Source organism: Candidatus Abyssobacteria bacterium SURF_5 (genome assembly GCA_003598085.1).
Taxonomy (GTDB): Bacteria; Abyssobacteria; SURF-5; order SURF-5; family SURF-5; genus SURF-5.
In genome coordinates this window covers 1-16,814 of the sequence record QZKU01000064.1, presented here as the reverse complement: position 1 = coordinate 16,814, position 16,814 = coordinate 1, and the positions used below count along the sequence as shown (strand labels likewise).

General features: G+C 52.4%; 17 protein-coding genes. 1 reads left to right on the top strand and 16 read right to left on the bottom strand.

Going from position 1 to position 16,814, the window contains the following annotated elements:
- Positions 1-37: 37 nt before the first annotated feature.
- The 16 genes from C4520_09145 to C4520_09070 form a co-directional block, all read right to left on the bottom strand.
- A complete protein-coding gene (locus C4520_09145) occupies positions 38-772 on the bottom strand; it encodes a hypothetical protein (GenBank protein RJP21812.1) in 735 nt (244 codons plus the stop codon).
- 41 nt (positions 773-813) lie between these two features.
- Positions 814-1,569 (bottom strand): glycosyltransferase family 2 protein, encoded by a 756-nt coding sequence (locus tag C4520_09140; GenBank protein ID RJP21811.1) that lies wholly within the window; start codon positions 1,567-1,569, stop codon positions 814-816.
- Between the two features lie 52 nt (positions 1,570-1,621).
- Positions 1,622-2,692 carry a tetratricopeptide repeat protein gene (locus C4520_09135; protein ID RJP21810.1) on the bottom strand — a complete coding sequence of 357 codons (1,071 nt, stop codon included), beginning with the start codon at positions 2,690-2,692 and terminating at the stop codon, positions 1,622-1,624.
- Positions 2,693-2,723: 31 nt separating this feature from the next.
- Positions 2,724-3,077, bottom strand: coding sequence for a hypothetical protein (locus C4520_09130; protein RJP21809.1), 354 nt, complete (start codon positions 3,075-3,077; stop codon positions 2,724-2,726).
- Between the two features lie 29 nt (positions 3,078-3,106).
- Positions 3,107-4,006, bottom strand: a complete 900-nt coding sequence (locus C4520_09125; protein RJP21808.1) for a tetratricopeptide repeat protein — start codon at positions 4,004-4,006, stop codon at positions 3,107-3,109.
- A 53-nt stretch (positions 4,007-4,059) separates the two neighbouring features.
- Entirely contained in the window at positions 4,060-4,407 is a 348-nt protein-coding gene (locus tag C4520_09120; GenBank protein RJP21807.1) for a hypothetical protein, read from the bottom strand.
- A 133-nt stretch (positions 4,408-4,540) separates the two neighbouring features.
- The gene (locus tag C4520_09115; protein RJP21806.1) at positions 4,541-5,473 is read right to left on the bottom strand and encodes a hypothetical protein; all 933 of its coding nucleotides are present in this window, start codon (positions 5,471-5,473) and stop codon (positions 4,541-4,543) included.
- Positions 5,474-5,536: 63 nt separating this feature from the next.
- Positions 5,537-6,268 (bottom strand): hypothetical protein, encoded by a 732-nt coding sequence (locus C4520_09110; protein RJP21805.1) that lies wholly within the window; start codon positions 6,266-6,268, stop codon positions 5,537-5,539.
- A gap of 103 nt (positions 6,269-6,371) precedes the next feature.
- A complete protein-coding gene (locus tag C4520_09105) occupies positions 6,372-6,740 on the bottom strand; it encodes a hypothetical protein (GenBank protein RJP21828.1) in 369 nt (122 codons plus the stop codon).
- Between the two features lie 24 nt (positions 6,741-6,764).
- Entirely contained in the window at positions 6,765-7,829 is a 1,065-nt protein-coding gene (locus tag C4520_09100) for a phosphotransacetylase family protein (GenBank protein ID RJP21804.1), read from the bottom strand.
- Entirely contained in the window at positions 7,826-9,931 is a 2,106-nt protein-coding gene (locus C4520_09095) for a CoA-binding protein (protein ID RJP21803.1), read from the bottom strand. The genes C4520_09100 and C4520_09095 overlap by 4 nt, the downstream gene beginning before the upstream one ends.
- A gap of 219 nt (positions 9,932-10,150) precedes the next feature.
- Positions 10,151-10,561, bottom strand: coding sequence for a hypothetical protein (locus tag C4520_09090; GenBank protein RJP21802.1), 411 nt, complete (start codon positions 10,559-10,561; stop codon positions 10,151-10,153).
- 119 nt (positions 10,562-10,680) lie between these two features.
- Positions 10,681-12,279, bottom strand: coding sequence for a hypothetical protein (locus C4520_09085; GenBank protein ID RJP21801.1), 1,599 nt, complete (start codon positions 12,277-12,279; stop codon positions 10,681-10,683).
- Entirely contained in the window at positions 12,249-13,034 is a 786-nt protein-coding gene (locus C4520_09080) for a hypothetical protein (protein RJP21800.1), read from the bottom strand. Before C4520_09080 ends, C4520_09085 begins: the two co-directional genes overlap by 31 nt.
- Positions 13,031-13,651 carry a hypothetical protein gene (locus C4520_09075; protein RJP21799.1) on the bottom strand — a complete coding sequence of 207 codons (621 nt, stop codon included), beginning with the start codon at positions 13,649-13,651 and terminating at the stop codon, positions 13,031-13,033. Before C4520_09075 ends, C4520_09080 begins: the two co-directional genes overlap by 4 nt.
- 30 nt (positions 13,652-13,681) lie before the next feature.
- Positions 13,682-16,045 (bottom strand): 6-bladed beta-propeller, encoded by a 2,364-nt coding sequence (locus C4520_09070; protein RJP21798.1) that lies wholly within the window; start codon positions 16,043-16,045, stop codon positions 13,682-13,684.
- Between the two features lie 440 nt (positions 16,046-16,485).
- On the opposite strand from C4520_09070, the gene C4520_09065 reads away from it, so the two are divergent.
- Positions 16,486-16,814 (top strand): hypothetical protein (locus tag C4520_09065; protein RJP21797.1); only part of this gene is annotated, 329 nt, incomplete at its 3' end.

Below are 16,814 nucleotides of genomic sequence, written 5' to 3'. Positions count from 1 at the left end.
ATCCAGATACCTCTAATCGGGCACGGGAGGACAAGATTCAGATCTCCTGCAATATAGGTAGCATGATTCTTGCCAAAGCCGAAACGCTGCGGTCAAATTGTGCTTTCAGCCGGAAAGCAGTAAGAAATAAGGAAGGTTTTCCGGCCAACGAGAACGCTTGTGCAATTCGCAATTTTCCGTCCTTGTCATACATGCCCGCCAGTTCCGGAGGGAGTGTATCGTCTGCAAGATCCGAAATGGAGCGAACAGAGAGCATCGGTATCTGCAATCGAGCCGCCCATGAAGCCACCTGCGCGCTTTCCATGTCAACTGCAAGGGCGCCATATTTTTGGCAGAGGCGCCGTTTTTCCGGCGGGGTTGCGGCGACGGCGTTTGTGGTGACAGTGTTACCGACTCGGTACGGCACCTTCAATTTTTCGCAGCTTTTGATCGCGACGTCAACAAGCGCCGGAGCGGTCTTCCAGAGGCTGCCGCTGGAGACGTCATCATGGAGAGCTTCGGAAACGATGATGTCCCCGATCCGCAGAGAGCTGTCGAGCGCGCCGGCGCATCCAATGGAAATAACGCATTGCGGCGTGCATAACTGTTCCAGTTCGCCCAGGCGCTGGACGGTCTTGAGCGGGCCGATACCGGTGCGGAGCAGATAGACATTTTTTCCGCCAAACGCACCCGAAACAATTTTTTTCCTGGCGGAGTTCGCTGGAACAAGGGCACTGCGAAGAAAGCCGACTTCGCGCTCCATTGCGGCTGTGACTGCTATCGGATCGTACATTTCCGGGAATCCCGGGCAGGAGACAGAGACAGTATGTCCCTTTACTCAAAGAACCTGTACCGGATGATACAGTAAATGGCGGAGAACCCGTCCTTCCACGTGATCTTCTTCCCTTCCTCATAAGTACGGCCGTAGTAGGAGATGGGGACCTCGTAGATCTTCAGACGCCGGCGAGCCACTTTGGCGGTGAATTCCGGCTCAAATCCGAACCGCTTCGAGCGAAGACGCAACGTTTTCAGGATGTCGCTTCTAAAGGCCTTATAACAGGTTTCCATGTCTGAAAGGTTCAGATTGTTGAGCAAGTTGGAAAACAGGGTAAGGATCCTGTTGCCCATGTAGTGCCAGAAGAAGAGGACGCGGTGAGGCCCGCCGAGGAATCTCGAGCCGAAAACAACATCTGCGTTGCCACGGACGATCGGCTCGATGAGCTTTCCATAATCGGAAGGATCATACTCCAGATCTGCATCCTGAATGATGACAATGTCACCGGTTACCTGGTCAAATCCTGACTGGAGCGCTGCGCCCTTGCCCATGTTTTGCTGATGATAAAGAACGGTATATTTGTCTTCGAATTTATTCTTGAGAATTTCGCGCGTGCCGTCCGTCGATCCATCGTCGACAATGATAATTTCCTTATCAAAATTGGTTTGCTCGACACGATCCAACAATGTTTCAAGCGTCTCCTTCTCGTTAAAGACGGGAACGACAACAGATATTTTGGGGGCGGGGAAGGACGCCGAATCAGTATCGCCTGCCGTAAACACACAGGGCCTTGTAGGATGGCTTACGATAAACATCCTCCTTTGGCGGAAGCGGAAAACATGGGGACAAAAGAGCCAGCGGCGGCGGTCATCCTTCCGTCACGCCGGTAGAGTCCTCCAGATTTGTGATACGCTGTTTTACGTCCTCAAGTTTGGGGGCCATGGGATTCAGTTCGATGTACTTCTTGTAGTTTTGTACGGCGCTCTCCGGCTTCCCCAACAATTCCTGCGCGACGGCAAGATTGTAGTAGGCGGTGGCCATGTTGGGATCTATCTCGAGTACTTTGAGGAACTGGTCGGCGGCCTCGGCAAAACGTTGTCTTTCGAGGAGCGCCTTTCCGAGATAATTTCGCACATCGACGTTATCCGGCTGCAATTCGGAAGCCTTCAACCAGGTATTGATGGCTTCATCGATCTTGTTGTTTTTGTACTGGAGGACACCCAGTTGCATGCGGAGGGAGGCGTCGTCCGGTTTATCCTTCACGTCGGCCTCAAGCCGGGCAAGTTCATCTCGGTAGGTTCGGATTTGGCTGATATAGGTCCTGGCGCCGGCAATGTCGCCGGGGGCGAAGGCGTAGAGGGTGATTTTCTCATAATCTTTTTCGGCGGCAGCGGCATCGCCTTTCCGCAGATAATAATCAGCTCTGTCATTATATACCTGGAGCGCACCGAGAGATTTTGGATTCAGTTGTTCTTCCTTCTTCCATGCGGCCAGGCCTTTCTCGGGATCGGCATTACTGTAATTGGAGCGAAGATGAGTCCAGCCGATGGCATAGTGCGCGTAATCGATGGACGGATTCAGTTCCGTCGCTTTCTCGAGCTCAGCCAATCCTTTCTCATACTCGTCCACTTGGATGCAAATGTACCCGAGTCCGAAATGATAACCGGCGATCTGCGGATTTTCCTGGACCAGCTTCTCATATTTTTCCTTATAACTGTTCAAAGCATTTTGCTCGCGCGCGGCCCGAATGAGAAACCGATGCGCCTGCGAGTTGTCCGGATTTTCGGCGGTCAGTTTTTCAGCAAGCGCAATGGTTTGGTCGAATTTCTCCTCCTGGAACAGCTTGATCAGTTGGAAAAGGGGGGGTTGTTTCTCCGCGCATCCTGCAAAGAGGACAAGGGCGGCGGCCAATGCAAGCCAAATCCTGTTCAGTTTCATGCTTAGACTCCCTTTGGTAAAATAAGAGCTGTCATTTGCCGAGGTGACGCTTTCCTTCTTCAGCTTCCTTAATGAGGCGATCGTAGTTTTCCATGGCCTCCTGAGCTTTTATGTCATGCATCTGCTGTGACAGCTTGCGTGACCCAATCTCTCTGATGTATGCCTTTATGGCGTCGTGGAAGGTGCTGTTTACTCTGCACAGATAGCCATCGGGCAATTCTGTAACCGACTGAATCTTCTCTTTTCCCGAACCTGCCGTTTTGACCCAGTACTGCAGCATCTTGAAGACTTGGGCCACATCGGTCACGTCGAAATTCTTTCGGTCGGTTTCTTTCAATTCCCGCGCAACCACGGCTATCTGCTTCATGTTCAGCTTGATTTTCATCTGTGTATTCTTCTCACCGAGGGGAAAGCTTATGATCCTTCGCCGGGAGCGGCTTCTCCGGGGAGAGCACCGCTGTCTTGCAGCGCCTGGAGGTAGTTTTCAGTCTGCTTCTTCCACTTTTCATCTATCTCCTGCATCTTCTTCTTATCGCCCTTATTCTCGTATGCCTCATGAAGGCTGCGATAGGCTAAAATATAACCGGGCTCTAGCTCCAGCGCATTCTGAAATTCGGCGATGGCCTTATCCACGTCACCTTTCTGTAAATACGCTTGCCCCAGATTGTGGTGAATCGCAGGGTCTTCCGGGTTCAATTCCAATGCCTTATCGTACTGTTGAATCGCTTCATCAAACCGCTGCAACTTGATAAAAACGTCGCCAATCGCGTGATACCCCTTCACAAAGTACGGATTGAGGGCAACGGATTTTTCAAAATTAGGCAAAGCTTCCTCATTGCGGCCCACCAGCAAGAGGGCGAGACCTCGATTAAAATGCGCTTCAGCGAATGTGGGTTCAATCTGGATGACCTCTGCCCATGCCTCGGCGGCCAGGTCATCACGTCCTTGCTCAGCGTACCTTTTGGCGATCATCTGATAAATCAGAGAGAGATAACGCTTGATGTTCGGGTCGGACATCAGCGGCTGTGCGATTGGGCGCAACTCGGTCATTACCCCCGCCACAACTTCCGGGGTAAGTTTTTCCGGATGCATATCGAGCACTTCCTGGGCGTACGCCTCGATCAATCCATACCTGGCTATCTGGTTTTCGGGATCGCTTTCCAGAGCAAGTCTGTAATGGTGGATTGCCTGCGCATACTGCTTTTCGGCATGAAATGTCTTGGCTTTCTTGATATTGGAATCGCCGCACCCAAGAAATAATACCAGCGCCGGCAAGACAACTGCCACCAGGACTGGACCCACTAACTTTCGCATGAATTTCCTCCTTGTTCTCACAGCAAGACAACAGCGTGCAACCCACAGCGGGATCACCCGATCGAAAGAAGAACCCAAATATCTCCTACGAGCCTCCGAATCAGTTGCTCACCCCCCAGGACTCGAAAAATGACACAGTTGATCATCGTCAACAAAAAGACGCTGATCATGACCGTGATGAAATACGTATTATAGTGGCTCCACTCGCTTCGCTTGATGATCAGACCGATCGTCGACAGCAGAAGAGCGCCCACACATACTCCTACCAAAAAGAATTGGTATGTAGTAAATGTCAAGCGCACTGCCGGCGCCATATACCCCAGGGCGCTCAAAAAGGCAAACACCACGAAGCTCAGCGAAATGCAAACGGTCAGGAAAAATCTCTTCAGGTTCTGTTCCATTCAATCCTGCTTCGGTGGTATGCCTGCCGATCTCATGCCGTTGCGGTAAAAAATATTATAGCTGGACTGGCATAAAAAAATCAACTTTTGAAACCTCTTTATTCCACAGTAACTTACAAAGTGCAGGCGGGCATCATGCGATTTCGCCCTCGAACACCAAATTGTGATCCTGAAGGAATTTGATGCCCTCCTTCAGTTCCTGCTCGCTCACGCCGGAATGCACTTCGATTACGCGAAGGACAGATGGCCCGATATATTTCTTGACCATGTCGAAATCAATCTTTCCTTGTCCCGGCGCCTTGTGGTCGCTGCCGCCGGTCGCATCATGCAGATGCGTCCCCACCAGGCGGTCGGCAAAATAGGCCAAAAGCGCCTCGTGCTCAATTCCGTAAAACAGTTCCTGTACCGCTGCATGGCCGGTATCGTGCCAGTAGCCGAACGGACCTCCTCGAAATCGGTCGAGGATACCCTCCAGTTCTTCGGTATTGGGAACTTCCCGCAAAGTATTTCGGTTCTCGATGCCCAAGATGAGCGAGAGTCTTTCCGCCGGGCGCCACAGCTTATCAAGGCTGAATAAAGCCGAATCGAGGTACTTACGGCTAATACTCCGCCTCTGTTTAAGCAGTTCCCGTATCCGGCCTTTCTCCACCGCGGGCTTCTCCTTCGCATACTCTTGTTTCAAGTAATGGTAATCATCATCCATTTCGGTAATTCCCAGATGGAGGACGACGGCTGAGGCGCCGGCCTCTCGGGCGAACTCGAGTGTCCTCAGCGTATATTTTACGGCAAGCTCGCGCTCTTCCTTTTCAGGCGAGGAAAGCAGGAAGGCGTCCCCGCCGGCCTCGTCTTCCGAAAGGATGGGTGGAACCGGGAAGAAGTTATGGACGCTTGAAACTGCCGGCTCGTTTCGCTTCAGCGCCGGCGACATCTGCCGGAATACCTCTTCGGTTACACGGTATTCCAATTCGATGGTGTTCACGCCGAGCTTCAGAACGGGCCGGATAATTTCATCGGCGTTCTTCGCTTTGGTTGATTTCCATGATGTTGAAACGGCAAGCATGTTCATTCAATCTCTTAAGGAAGCGCCTGAAATAAATTGATTGGAATCATTTGGGAAAGGAAGCGCTTCTTATTGCCGCGCATTCTCATTTTTCTGAATCGCGGGTTCCAGAACCAGTTCGGGTGGTGGAGCGGCGGCCTCGGGTGCAGCCGGAGCTTTGGAGGTTTCGGCTTTTGCTTTCGATTGCAGCTTTTGAAACACCCACTGTTCCCGGAACACGATGGGCGCTTCCTGCGACTCGGTAGAATAATCCCACTTCTCGATTCGCTCGAAGATGACGCGGAAATCGAGCGGCTGATACTTGAAATTGAAATCAGATCGGGCCTCTTCGGCGGTTTCATGCGGGGCCGTTTGGAAATAATCACCCCGCGCATAGACATATCCTATAAAAGGCTTTTCGGGTGAATCGCCCCTCATTACCTCAATCGTGTATTCGTCGTCGAAGACGATATAGTCCCGGTAATAGCTGTCGTCTTCAGTTTTTCTAACCGCGGGTTCGGTTATTTCAGATGTCAACAGCCAATTACCGGCGAAGGTTTTCAGCTCGTTCAATTCTCGTGCGGCCAGGACGGGCTTGCTTGCTTTCGGCGAAGGGGACGGCAGCAGTCTCTCATTGCGAATCTCATTCCTTTTATTGCCGAAAAAAGGAAGAAAATCAAGGAGACCGCCACTTTCATTTTTCAAAGAATCTTCCCGTTCGAGGTATAAGGAATCCGGTTCATTTCTGCCGTCCTCTTGCGGAAATGCATGTGCGGGTAAAAAGACCAGCAGCAATAACGCCAGACAAAAAGTCTTTTTCATATTGCTTCCTGCAGATTGAAAAATCATTCTGACTCGTTGAAAATTATACATCAGATAATTTCTGAAAGGCAAGGACGCCGGGATTTTCACCGAGGGCGATCGATCATTCGGAACGGGAAAGGCGTATTTTCTCCTGATTCTCAACCACCCGAAAGACCGTGGCGTCGCCGTCTATCTTTCCAATAATGCTGACGGCGCTTGCGGGTCTGATTTCATTGTCTCGGCTGATCGGAGTGGGACCGAAAAAGATGCAGAAAGCAGAGCCTCGCGGCCAGTATCCCAGATCGCCGACGTCAACCAATTCCGCGGCGTTTTCCAACTCCGCGCTCACCGGAATGGTGAAGTAGACTTCTTCTCCCCATCTGTTCGCTTTTGAGACAAATGGGAGCGCATCCCAGATCAATTTGGCCGCCCCGCTCTCATTCAGGAGAGCCTCAGCCGTCACACCGCCCGCTTCTATTTTTATTCGCATCGCCACTGGTGCATCTCCCGGATCTCATAACCCTATCTTCTTGAACAGCGCATCATAATCAATGTGCCGGTCCATCAGTCTGACGGCGTAATCCACCTGCTTTTTCTCCCGAATGCTATGGCGCCCCATGATGTCTTCAAACTTCTCAATAGTGTGCAGCGTATCACCGGGAACGACGATCACCGGCACGCCGGCCTGCTGGGCGCGTGAGATAACGACGTCATTGGGGTAGAGGTTTCCCGTCAAAACGAGGCATTTTGTCGAGGTATCCAGGGCCGCCAGCATAATATCGGCACGGTCTCCGCCCGTGATGACTGCTTTTTCTCGGATCCTGATGAAATGGCGAAGAGCCGCTTCGGCGGTCATTGCTCCCACCGAAAACCGCTCTACCGTCTCATCGAGTTTGTCCTCGCAGCAGAGGAGCTTTCCGTTGGTCAACTCGAGGATCTCGCGAACGGTTACGGCACCCAATTTGGGGTCCTCCGGTATGACGCCGAAAACATCGATGTTCTTGGATCTGAGAAAATCGGAAAGGAGATGTCCGACAAGGTGCTCTTCCCTCGGTTCGACACGATTGAAGATAACGCCGACCAGCCGGTCACCCACCTCCTGGCGGGCCGCGAGCAGGCGGTCTGCTGTCCGATTGATCCAGCCGAATCTGTCAGTCAGCAGCAGTCTCCCATCGACTTCTCGCAGGAAATCGGCTTCCGAAAGACCGATGAAGGAACCGCTCCACAGGTACCCGATGCCGACTACAATAAGCACCTCCTTATCCGCGGCGACTTTTTGGAAAGAGGCTCGGATCTTATCTACCAAGTCGACTTTTCTGCCCTCGAGCACGTCGTCCAGGAGGTCCTGTGTCAGCACGACCGGGCAGAGATCGTCTAATGCGTCGTGCAGGCCCAGAAGGTTCTTGAAGAAGACCATATCCTCGTCGGTGAGGACACCATCCACCCTCGTCGGGAAGACGCCGAGCGGTTTGAAGAAGCCCACCTTCTTATTTGCCTCTTTCAGTTTGAAGCCGGTTGAGAAACAGATCGTGTTTCTTCCCGAGTATTCCGAGAGGGAATCGACAAACAGCGGAATCATTTCGTCACCTCTTTCTTTCTCAGAATGAGCCTGGCATCAAGCGCCACAGGCTCGCGCCCCTCGGGAAAGACCTTCAGGGGATTGATGTCCACTTCAAAGATTTCGGGGAAATCCATTACCAGTTGCGACAGTCGGAGCAGCGAATCGACTATGGGTTCGATGTCGATGGGTTGTCCCCCGCGCACTCCCTGGAGCAACGGGAATGAGCGGATGCTTTGAATCATTTCGCGTCCGTCCTCCACGCTGAGTGGCGCAATGCGAAAGGAGACATCCTCCAAGACTTCGACGTAGATACCGCCGAGCCCGAACATGATAACCGGCCCGAACTGTGCGTCGCGCACCATACCCAGAATGACTTCTTTGCCGCCCTGAATCATCTCCTGGACGGAAATCCCCCAGATGTCGGCTTGCGGCAGCAATCGCCGCGCGCGCTCCCGAATTTCATTGAACGCATTACGAACCTCTTCTCGACTTCGGACGCCAACGCGGACTCCTCCAAAATCCGATTTGTGGAGAATGTCCGGAGACGCGATTTTCAGCACAACGGGGTACCCTATCTTTTCAGCGATGAATTCGGCATCGGCTGCATTACTGGCGATAACGCTTCCCGGGCTTTTGAAGCCGTACGCTGAAATGATCTCTCGTCCCTGATACTCTCCTATTTCAGGCTGTCCCTTCTCCTCGGCTTCCGCCAACAGGCTTGCGACTATGTCTTTTCGAACCTTGAATTCCTTGTAATGCGGTTCGGGCCGGCTGCGCCACTCGATATATTTCGCCATCGCCTCCATCGCGGCCACCGCGCTTTCGGGATACTGGTAATTCGGGATGGCCGCTTTTGAGAGAATGTTGATACTCTCCTTGACGGTCGGTCCGCCCATGAAGATGGAGATAACCGGCTTCCCATTGGTGCTGTAATTGCTGACGACGCGGGCGATCTTTTCGGGGCCACTCATGGCCTGGGGAGTAAACAGGACAAAAACTCCATCGACGTTCGGATCATTATAAACGGCGGCCAAGGCAGCCGCATAACGATCGTCCCTCGCATCGCCGATCAAATCGACAGGGTTATATAATGCTGCGCTTGGGGGGAGGGCTTTCCGAAGAGATTCTATGGTTTCGCGCTCAAAGCTTGCCATCCGAAGCGAAGAATGTTCGACGGCATCCGAGGCGATAATGGCCGGTCCTCCCGCGTTGGTGACAATTGCAATACGTTTGCCGGCTGGATAACGGCGCGACGAGAAGGCGCGGGCATAATCAAACAATTCGGCCATGGATGTGACGCGAATGATGCCGCTTTGAACAAAAGCCGCGGAGAACGCTTTCTCCGAGCCGGCAAGAGATCCGGTATGTGATGATGCAGCCCTGGCGCCCGCCTCCGTCCCGCCGGATTTGATCATGATCACCGGCTTCTTTTTTGTCACCGAGCGGGCGACGTCCAGGAATTTTCTTCCGTCTTTCACTCCCTCGATATACCCGAGGATAACCTCGGTCTGCTCATCCTCACCCATCTCGTTCAAGATATCCGTTTCGTCGATGTCCATCTTGTTACCGAGGCTAACGAACTTTGAAAAGCCGATTCCTTCGCCGAGAGCCCAGTCCAAGATAGCGGTACAGAGCGCACCTGATTGTGAAAAGAAGCCGATGTTGCCCTTTATCGGCATACCCGCAGCGAAGGAAGCATTTAATTGCGCTGCCGTATCAATGAGTCCGAGACAGTTTGGACCCAGCACTCGAACGCCCATCGCCGAGACCTTCTGTGACAGTTTTGCTTCCAACTGCGAACCTTCTTTGCCGATTTCCTTGAAGCCGGCTGAGATGACGATGCACGCAGGTATACCTTTTTCTCCAACCTGATCGAAGACGTCGACAACGGCTCGAGCCGGGATCGCGAAGACTGCAAGGTCTATTTCGGCAGGCACATCGCGAAGTGAGGGGAAACACTTTTTCCCGAGAATGGTTTTTGCTTGCGGATTTATGGGAATTATTTTACCTGGAAATTTATACTTGATGAGGTTATTCAGGATGTTGAAGCCGACTTTCCCCTTTTCTCGTGAGGCGCCAACAACGGCTATCGATTTCGGTTGAAAAAGCTTCTTCAGCATGAGCAAGATTCATTCTAGCGCTTTGGCGAGAGGCACTGCCGGCTTGCATTTGAGGTGGAAGTACATCAAACTCGGCCGAAGACTTGTTCTGCATCAATATAACGCCGGTGACGAAAAATGTCAATGCCGTAACAGCAGGCGGCACCGAATTCCGTGTTTCGGGCGAGTGGGTCAAATTACTGAATCCAAGCGTGGAATTTTTCTAAAAAAGATGGTTTTTTACTTTTGAGCAAGGTCCTTCTCGATACGCTCCACCATGTGCAAGAGCGTCAGCAGGTTCTGCCGGTCTTCTTCGCTGAGGTCCTCGAATTCCGAACCGATTTTATAAAATCCTTTTGCACGGGAGGGGCGAGCATGGAGGATTTTAATGGTGGCGCGCATTTCGGGCCCTTCAATTGGACGGATTTGGAATTGCATCATCGAACCGGGACGAGGCTTGAAGTTGCTTTCGAGACATACTCCACCGGCACAGAGGTTGAGCAGAAGCGCTCCAAGCTTCTCCTGATCGCCGATCACTTCAGAAGGGGACTCCGGTTTGAGAGAGCAGGAGCAGGCAAAACGCGAGCAGGATATGCGAGAGGCGCGGCGCCTTTCCTGCGCTGTCGTGTCGTTTGCAACGGGTGTATTCATAAAAAAGCGCCTGAAGCCCTGACGGTGCTGATTGGTGGTGAGGCCGCAAATACGTGGGCCTCATTATCGAGGAAAGGAAGCACGAAACTTGCCAAAAGGATTATGAAGTAATGGAAAACCTATCGCTGATGGCATTCGTAGCAGAGATCCCCTCCTGTCACGCCGATCCGAAGCAGAAACGGCGCGTCAGAAGTATGTGGAAGATGGCAGGTAGTGCAGACGATTTCCTCGTCTTGTCCGAAATCCAGGCGGTTTTCAGGCTTCACGATGAAGCCCGGCGACGGCTTCAAGCCGACGGGATGCGGAAAATCCTTATGTTTTTTCCGGTGGCACGTGGTGCAGAGCTGGATGACTTCCTTCGTTAAATCCCCCACTCCCACCCCCGAGTGGGGTAAATGACACGATAGACAAGCGCCTTCCTTGTAAGGATAATGAACGAAACGGGATATTTCCCGCTGGCGCGAGTCATGGCAACGGAAACAGAGCTCTTCCCCCTCCTGCTTGAGCAGCGAAGACAACTGTGCCTGGTGCGGTTGATGACAGGATACGCATCCTTGCGTGACGGCGGTATGCGGATGAGCTTTATCGATCTGTTCCTTGATTCGCGTATGGCAGCCAAGACACAGCTGTGTCTCAGCGCCGGAAAGAATGCCGGGTTCACTTGATCCATGCGGATCATGACATTTGGCGCACTCCCCTCCTTCGAACGGGGCATGCAACTGAGCCCCCTCTTGCTGAGCCATCAATTCTTCATGGCATTGCCCGCACATCTGCTGTCCTTTCTCCAGCAGCAGTTTCTCATTCGAGGTCGCATGTGGGCCGTGGCAGCTCAGGCAGTCTTCGGTCGCGGCAACGTGAGGAAATTTCGCCTGGAGGAGCTCGTCGATATCGGAATGGCAGGTAAGACACAATTCGGATCCGGAGGCGACCAACGATATCTCTTTCGCCTCGCTCGGCAGTTCATGGCAGCTATCGCACATACCTTCTGCAAACGGAAAGTGCGAGTTTTCCAGAATGAGCGAATCATTAGATGAAAAATGGCCGCGGTGGCACAAAAGACATTTGGCATCCGCCTTCAGCAGGTTCAGGTGGGCCTTTGAAAAATCGGGATCGGACGAGTCGTGGCAGCCGCCGCATAATTCGGCAGGTTTCAACTTCAACAGAGAAACATTCTCGGACGTGTGCGGTGAATGGCAGGTCACGCACTCCCCGCCTTCCACGGGAGCATGGACGGACTTGGGTTTCTCCTCCTGCGGGATCCCTTCGTGGCATGAGAAACAGAGACCGGGAACCTGTTCCAGGAGCATCAGGGGATTTTTTGACGCATGCGGACTATGGCAGGAGGTGCAGTCCTCCGCCACGGGATGCACAACGGCCTGCTGCTCACTGCGAAAATCGCGATGGCAGACGAGACATAAATCAGGAATCTGCTCGGTAAGAGTGAAGGTCTTGGAGTCATGGCAGGCATCACACTGTTTCATCTCGAAGGGATAATGCACATAGCGCTCATTCAGGGCGTCGGCCTGGTCATCATGACATTCAAGGCATGGAATCTCTTCGGGTCCGCCGTCCCGGTTGAAAGCTGAAAGGGTGAAGAAAAGAAGAAGCAATGTTAAAAATCCCGAGAATCTGTAGAATCCATATTTTTTCAAGGTGCTACAACTCCTGCAGTCAATGATGATGCTAATCAATCGGAAATGCCCTTTATTGTTTGCCATTCCTGTAAGACGTCGCTGTGAGCCTTTTCGCGTTCGGACTCGATTGTTTGCAGTTCGGTGCGTGTAGGCGACAGAGGAAGCGCGGGCTCAGGTCCTTTGTCTGATCGCCGCTTTTTCGGCTCGGCGGAGGTCCACTCCACGCCCTCTCTTGAGCGTCCGAGTTCGGGATACATTGCCACTCCCAACTCTGCGATCAGATCTTCAACCACTATTTCGCAGAGGGTGCCAAGCGAATTTACCCTTCCGATGCCGAAAAAGGTTTCCTTAAAGTCGCCCTGAAGTGAATGCGTTGAAGACCAAACGATTTCACCGGTGCCGGCATCGACGAGCCTGACCGAAGCGGACACGGCGGGCAGAGGTCCGAGATCTGTAGTAATCACCGCATATTCGTTGACGGTACCGAAGATTATGCCGTCGGCATTCAACTGTCGCGACGCTTCACGGATCGAGTTCACGTCGAGCTGCGATGGAAATCGGATTCGGGACCGCAGGATGAATTGCTGCACCTCGCCCGGCTCGACAACGTTCACCAGGTTTGCGTTGTGCAACTCGGAGATCAAGATACTCGTCATTCTATCCCCGCCTTCGGGAACGCCGCTCAGATTTTCGAAAGGGAACACGGCGATTCGATTAAAGGAGACGACCTCGGGGGCCGGGCGCACCACATAGGTGCGCGAACCGCAGGCAGGCAAAGAAAGGAGAATTCCAAGCGCAACGATAATCGAAATCCGAGTCTGTTTCAGCATATCGGTCATCTCACCATGTTTACCAGTTTCCTGCATGCCCTGCGGGCGAGAACGCTGTAAAGCTGCTCTTCGCCCACGTCGATCACGGGGATTTGCGGGCTGCCTTCCTCAGAGACCGACGCCATGAAGATGATCGTCCCGGTCTGAGCGTCAACCCATCGCACATTCACGGAAACGACGGGATAATTTTCATTCCTCACCCGCACCGTCCCATACTCCTGTACGGTGCCGAAGATACAGGTATCGGCTTTCAATGCGGAACCGATCGATTTAATTTCGCTCTGGCTCAATTTTCCGGCTCGAGTGCCGTCTGCCCCCAGAGCGCGAGCCACCTCGCCCGGCTCGACCACTTCGACATCCACATTCATTAACAACTCGGACATATAGATCATGGTCACTATGTCGCCGGCATATTGAGAATTCGTGTAGTTCTCAAAGGGGATGACCGCCACCCGCGTGATCGAGCTGAAATCGGCCTCGGGATGTCTGAAAGAATTCCTGTCGCGCGCGCAGGCTGCATTGAGAACCAGGAACAACACAACAGGAATGAGGCGAGGGACATATTTCATTGAGAAGCCTTTTGAAAAATTATATTTCAGTTGCATGATTTTCTCCTTCGATGTCATCTTGTTCCTATTATAGATTACGGACGGGAATTAGAAAAGCTTGCTCAGTTCAAAGAAGAAGAACTGGTTGTCCGTTTTCTGTCCGGCTTCAATTTCATAATTAACGGTCATCCTGGTATCCCACATAAAGGGAAATCTTGCCTGCGTTCTAAAACTTGCAACTTCCTCCTCTTCCGTGCCTCCCCGGTGGCCGACGAAGAACGTCAGATAATTGTTCATTCTCCAGATGACGTCGGATAGATAGTTAAACTCACTGGTGCTGATGTCGGCCGATTCGCTTTCGAGGTAATCGAGGTTCAAAAACAGGCTGAGGCGCCTGCTGAGAGCCCAGGTAATGTCTGCGCTGCTGAGGAGCGTCTCGGTGCTGATATCCGGCGTCCCGGCAAAGGTGCTGTCGCTGGTGGTATATTCCGAGGTGAGGTTAATCAGCATAGTCGGTCTCGGCACCAACCTGAGCAGTCCCCTCACCCGCTGAGTATCGATTTCCCCGTCGGCTTCCAGATCCTGGGTTTTGCTTGTGGAAGCCGCCAGATTCAGATCGATCCCGCGGTACAGGTTCATGTCGGCTATGGCGCTGAAGGTATCCGTTTCCAGGACCTGCTCGCCGTCTTCTTCGCTCTGGAGATCGGAATAACTGAGGTTGAGATTGACCCGGTTTGTCGGGAACATGTTCAGGCTGACCGTGGTGAAGGTGCTTCCTTCATCGGGGCCGATATTGGTTTCCACCTCATCCTTGGTGAAAGAGGCCGAGAAGATGGCGCGCTGAATGGGTTGCAGGGCCAGGATGTACGACTGCGTAAATTCGTCTCGATCCGTTTCCACATCGCCCGATTCCGTAGTCAGGAAGCGGAAGTTATAAAGCGAGGTAAAGGACATCCACCGGTAGGGAAGCAGGCGTAGCTGAAAATCGATATCGTGATTTTCACTGCCGACGATGTCTTCTCCCGTATCCTTGTCCTCCTCATTGGATAGGAACAGGTCATAATCAACGGAGGCGAATACACCGGTAAAAAGTTCTTTACTATAAGCTATGTTGAAAGTATCCAGACTCAATTCCGTGCTTCTTCCTCTTTCCTCGGCGCTGACCGATCCGATTGCGAACCGAAACATACCGTTGTTTGTCAACACCTGAAACCGGCCGTTTCCGGTGTCGGCCACCACAAGGTCATCGGCCGGCGTGATAGCAATACCCTCGGGCGCCTGAAATTCTGCGGGACCGCTGCCGGCGGTTCCGAAGGAATCGAGGAATGCGCCGGTGGTTGTAAAAACCTGGATTCTATTGTTTCCTCTGTCGGTGACATAGACCCGGTTCGAGGAATCGACCGCGACATCGGCGGGAAACTGAAATTGGCCGGGTCCAGAGCCGAACGAACCCCATTGGGTGACAAATGTGCCATCGACGGTGAACACCTGGATGCGGTGGTTCGATGTGTCTGCCACAAAAATAAGGCTCCCGCTTGAAGCGATTCCGTGCGGTTCATTAAATCCGATGATTGAGAACAGGAATATGCCGTCAGCAGTAAACTTTTGCACTCGGTCGTTTACCCGATCGGTGACATAAACACCGGTGGGATCAACTGCTATGCCGAAGGGATCATTGAACTCACCGGGTTGGCTTCCGAGGATGCCCCACTCAGAGACGAAGGTGCCTGTCAGATCGAATCGTTGGACTCGATCATTTCCGGAATCGACGACATAAATCGAATCCGGACTGACTGCGATGCCGGCGGGATCCCGGAAAAGGCCCTGGCCGGTGCCGAAACTCCCGAACTCTCCAATGAAGGCGCCGGAAGGACTGAACCTTAGCACCCGGTCGCTCGCTGCGTCCGTCACGTAGATGGTTCCTGCGATGTCAACGGCAACTCCTATGGGAGCATCCAATTCGATGGGAGACAGGAACGTGAGGTTATTATCGAAAATGTTTTCTCTGTGCGAGTATCTTACCAAGAGCGGGCCGTTCTGGTACGTGGTCCGCAGGCCGAAATCGGTTTCAACGAAATCAGTTCGCGGTTCGTCAGCGTCGTCCTTGGATTCAACCCGTATGAAATCCAATGTCAGATCGGGAAATTCCGGACCATAGTCCAAGTCCAGTACGGTAAAGAATGTGTCGGTCTCCAGCGTGAACCCGTCGTCTTCAAGATTCCGGTCAGTGAACTGTCTGTATTCCGTCATTAAGCGGTATTCCGGTCCAACAAGATTTAATCCGACGAGCGGCCTCAGTTCTTCCGAATCCGGATTTGTCTGTTCCTGTCGGGCGAATTGAAAGTACAGATTCAGCAAGTCGACATTGCTGAACGCGGTATTCCAGTTCAGACGCACTCTCTGTTCCATCGACGTGAATGTTTCACCGTCATCTTCGCTTCTGACGTAGTTGACGGTGACCCAGCCATCCATATCTCCCGCAAAAAGGGGTGTAGGCCGAAGCAAGAACGATACTGCCAAGAAAAATACAAGTCCGGTGGCAACGCATGTAAAAGACAGTTTAATCAGGTGATGCACATCCGTTGTTTGATCCACGCATTATCCGCATGGTATCGTACCCTATGCAAAGAACCACATATAAATTTATGAGTACTGATGCGGGCGTAAAAAAGCCTGCAACCTTGCAAACGTCAAGAAGACAATCGAAATCCGGCCGAATCGCTTTTAGATAGAGAAGAATGCCCAATTTCTTCACAAGTGACTTACGAGGCCCTCTCCCAGCGTCACTTGGAACACATTCCCTACAGATTCCAACAGCCGCTCACGAGGTCGCTCGCTTATCCAAAGCCCCATTCTCACAAGCGAGTTGTCCATGCCCACTTCTCCCGATGATTGACAGGCGGGAACCATTGATGGAGATCCGCGTCATGCAACAAAGCTGGGTTTACAGCCGGGATACTGATGATATTCCAAGTTTTCCTCATGCTCTGATGAGGGAGAGCTCCGCAGTGGAGATCAGAGTACATCAACGTCATGATAAAGTCAATGCGCCTGCTAATACTGTCTCGGCAAAATTGGAAAGATTCGATGAAGCCCTTCAGGCGCTTTTTCAATGGATGAAAGCCGATCTCGCATACGGGGCCAATCGAGTAGGAGGCGGAGTCGCCCCCGCCGACCTCTCACACCACCGGGCATACGGTTCCGTACCACGGCGGTTCATGAAGTACCTAAGCTTGCTGAA

Coding starts and splice junctions, on each gene's coding strand:
- C4520_09100 (RJP21804.1), bottom strand. CDS start 7,829: ATGATTCCGCTGTTTGTCGATTCCCTCTCGGAATACTCGGGAAGAAAC.
- C4520_09095 (RJP21803.1), bottom strand. CDS start 9,931: ATGCTGAAGAAGCTTTTTCAACCGAAATCGATAGCCGTTGTTGGCGCC.
- C4520_09130 (RJP21809.1), bottom strand. CDS start 3,077: ATGAAAATCAAGCTGAACATGAAGCAGATAGCCGTGGTTGCGCGGGAA.
- C4520_09080 (RJP21800.1), bottom strand. CDS start 13,034: ATGACCGATATGCTGAAACAGACTCGGATTTCGATTATCGTTGCGCTT.
- C4520_09075 (RJP21799.1), bottom strand. CDS start 13,651: ATGACATCGAAGGAGAAAATCATGCAACTGAAATATAATTTTTCAAAA.
- C4520_09125 (RJP21808.1), bottom strand. CDS start 4,006: ATGCGAAAGTTAGTGGGTCCAGTCCTGGTGGCAGTTGTCTTGCCGGCG.
- C4520_09135 (RJP21810.1), bottom strand. CDS start 2,692: ATGAAACTGAACAGGATTTGGCTTGCATTGGCCGCCGCCCTTGTCCTC.
- C4520_09090 (RJP21802.1), bottom strand. CDS start 10,561: ATGAATACACCCGTTGCAAACGACACGACAGCGCAGGAAAGGCGCCGC.
- C4520_09140 (RJP21811.1), bottom strand. CDS start 1,569: ATGTTTATCGTAAGCCATCCTACAAGGCCCTGTGTGTTTACGGCAGGC.
- C4520_09085 (RJP21801.1), bottom strand. CDS start 12,279: ATGGCAAACAATAAAGGGCATTTCCGATTGATTAGCATCATCATTGAC.
- C4520_09110 (RJP21805.1), bottom strand. CDS start 6,268: ATGAAAAAGACTTTTTGTCTGGCGTTATTGCTGCTGGTCTTTTTACCC.
- C4520_09120 (RJP21807.1), bottom strand. CDS start 4,407: ATGGAACAGAACCTGAAGAGATTTTTCCTGACCGTTTGCATTTCGCTG.
- C4520_09105 (RJP21828.1), bottom strand. CDS start 6,740: ATGCGAATAAAAATAGAAGCGGGCGGTGTGACGGCTGAGGCTCTCCTG.
- C4520_09070 (RJP21798.1), bottom strand. CDS start 16,045: ATGGATGGCTGGGTCACCGTCAACTACGTCAGAAGCGAAGATGACGGT.
- C4520_09115 (RJP21806.1), bottom strand. CDS start 5,473: ATGAACATGCTTGCCGTTTCAACATCATGGAAATCAACCAAAGCGAAG.
- C4520_09145 (RJP21812.1), bottom strand. CDS start 772: ATGTACGATCCGATAGCAGTCACAGCCGCAATGGAGCGCGAAGTCGGC.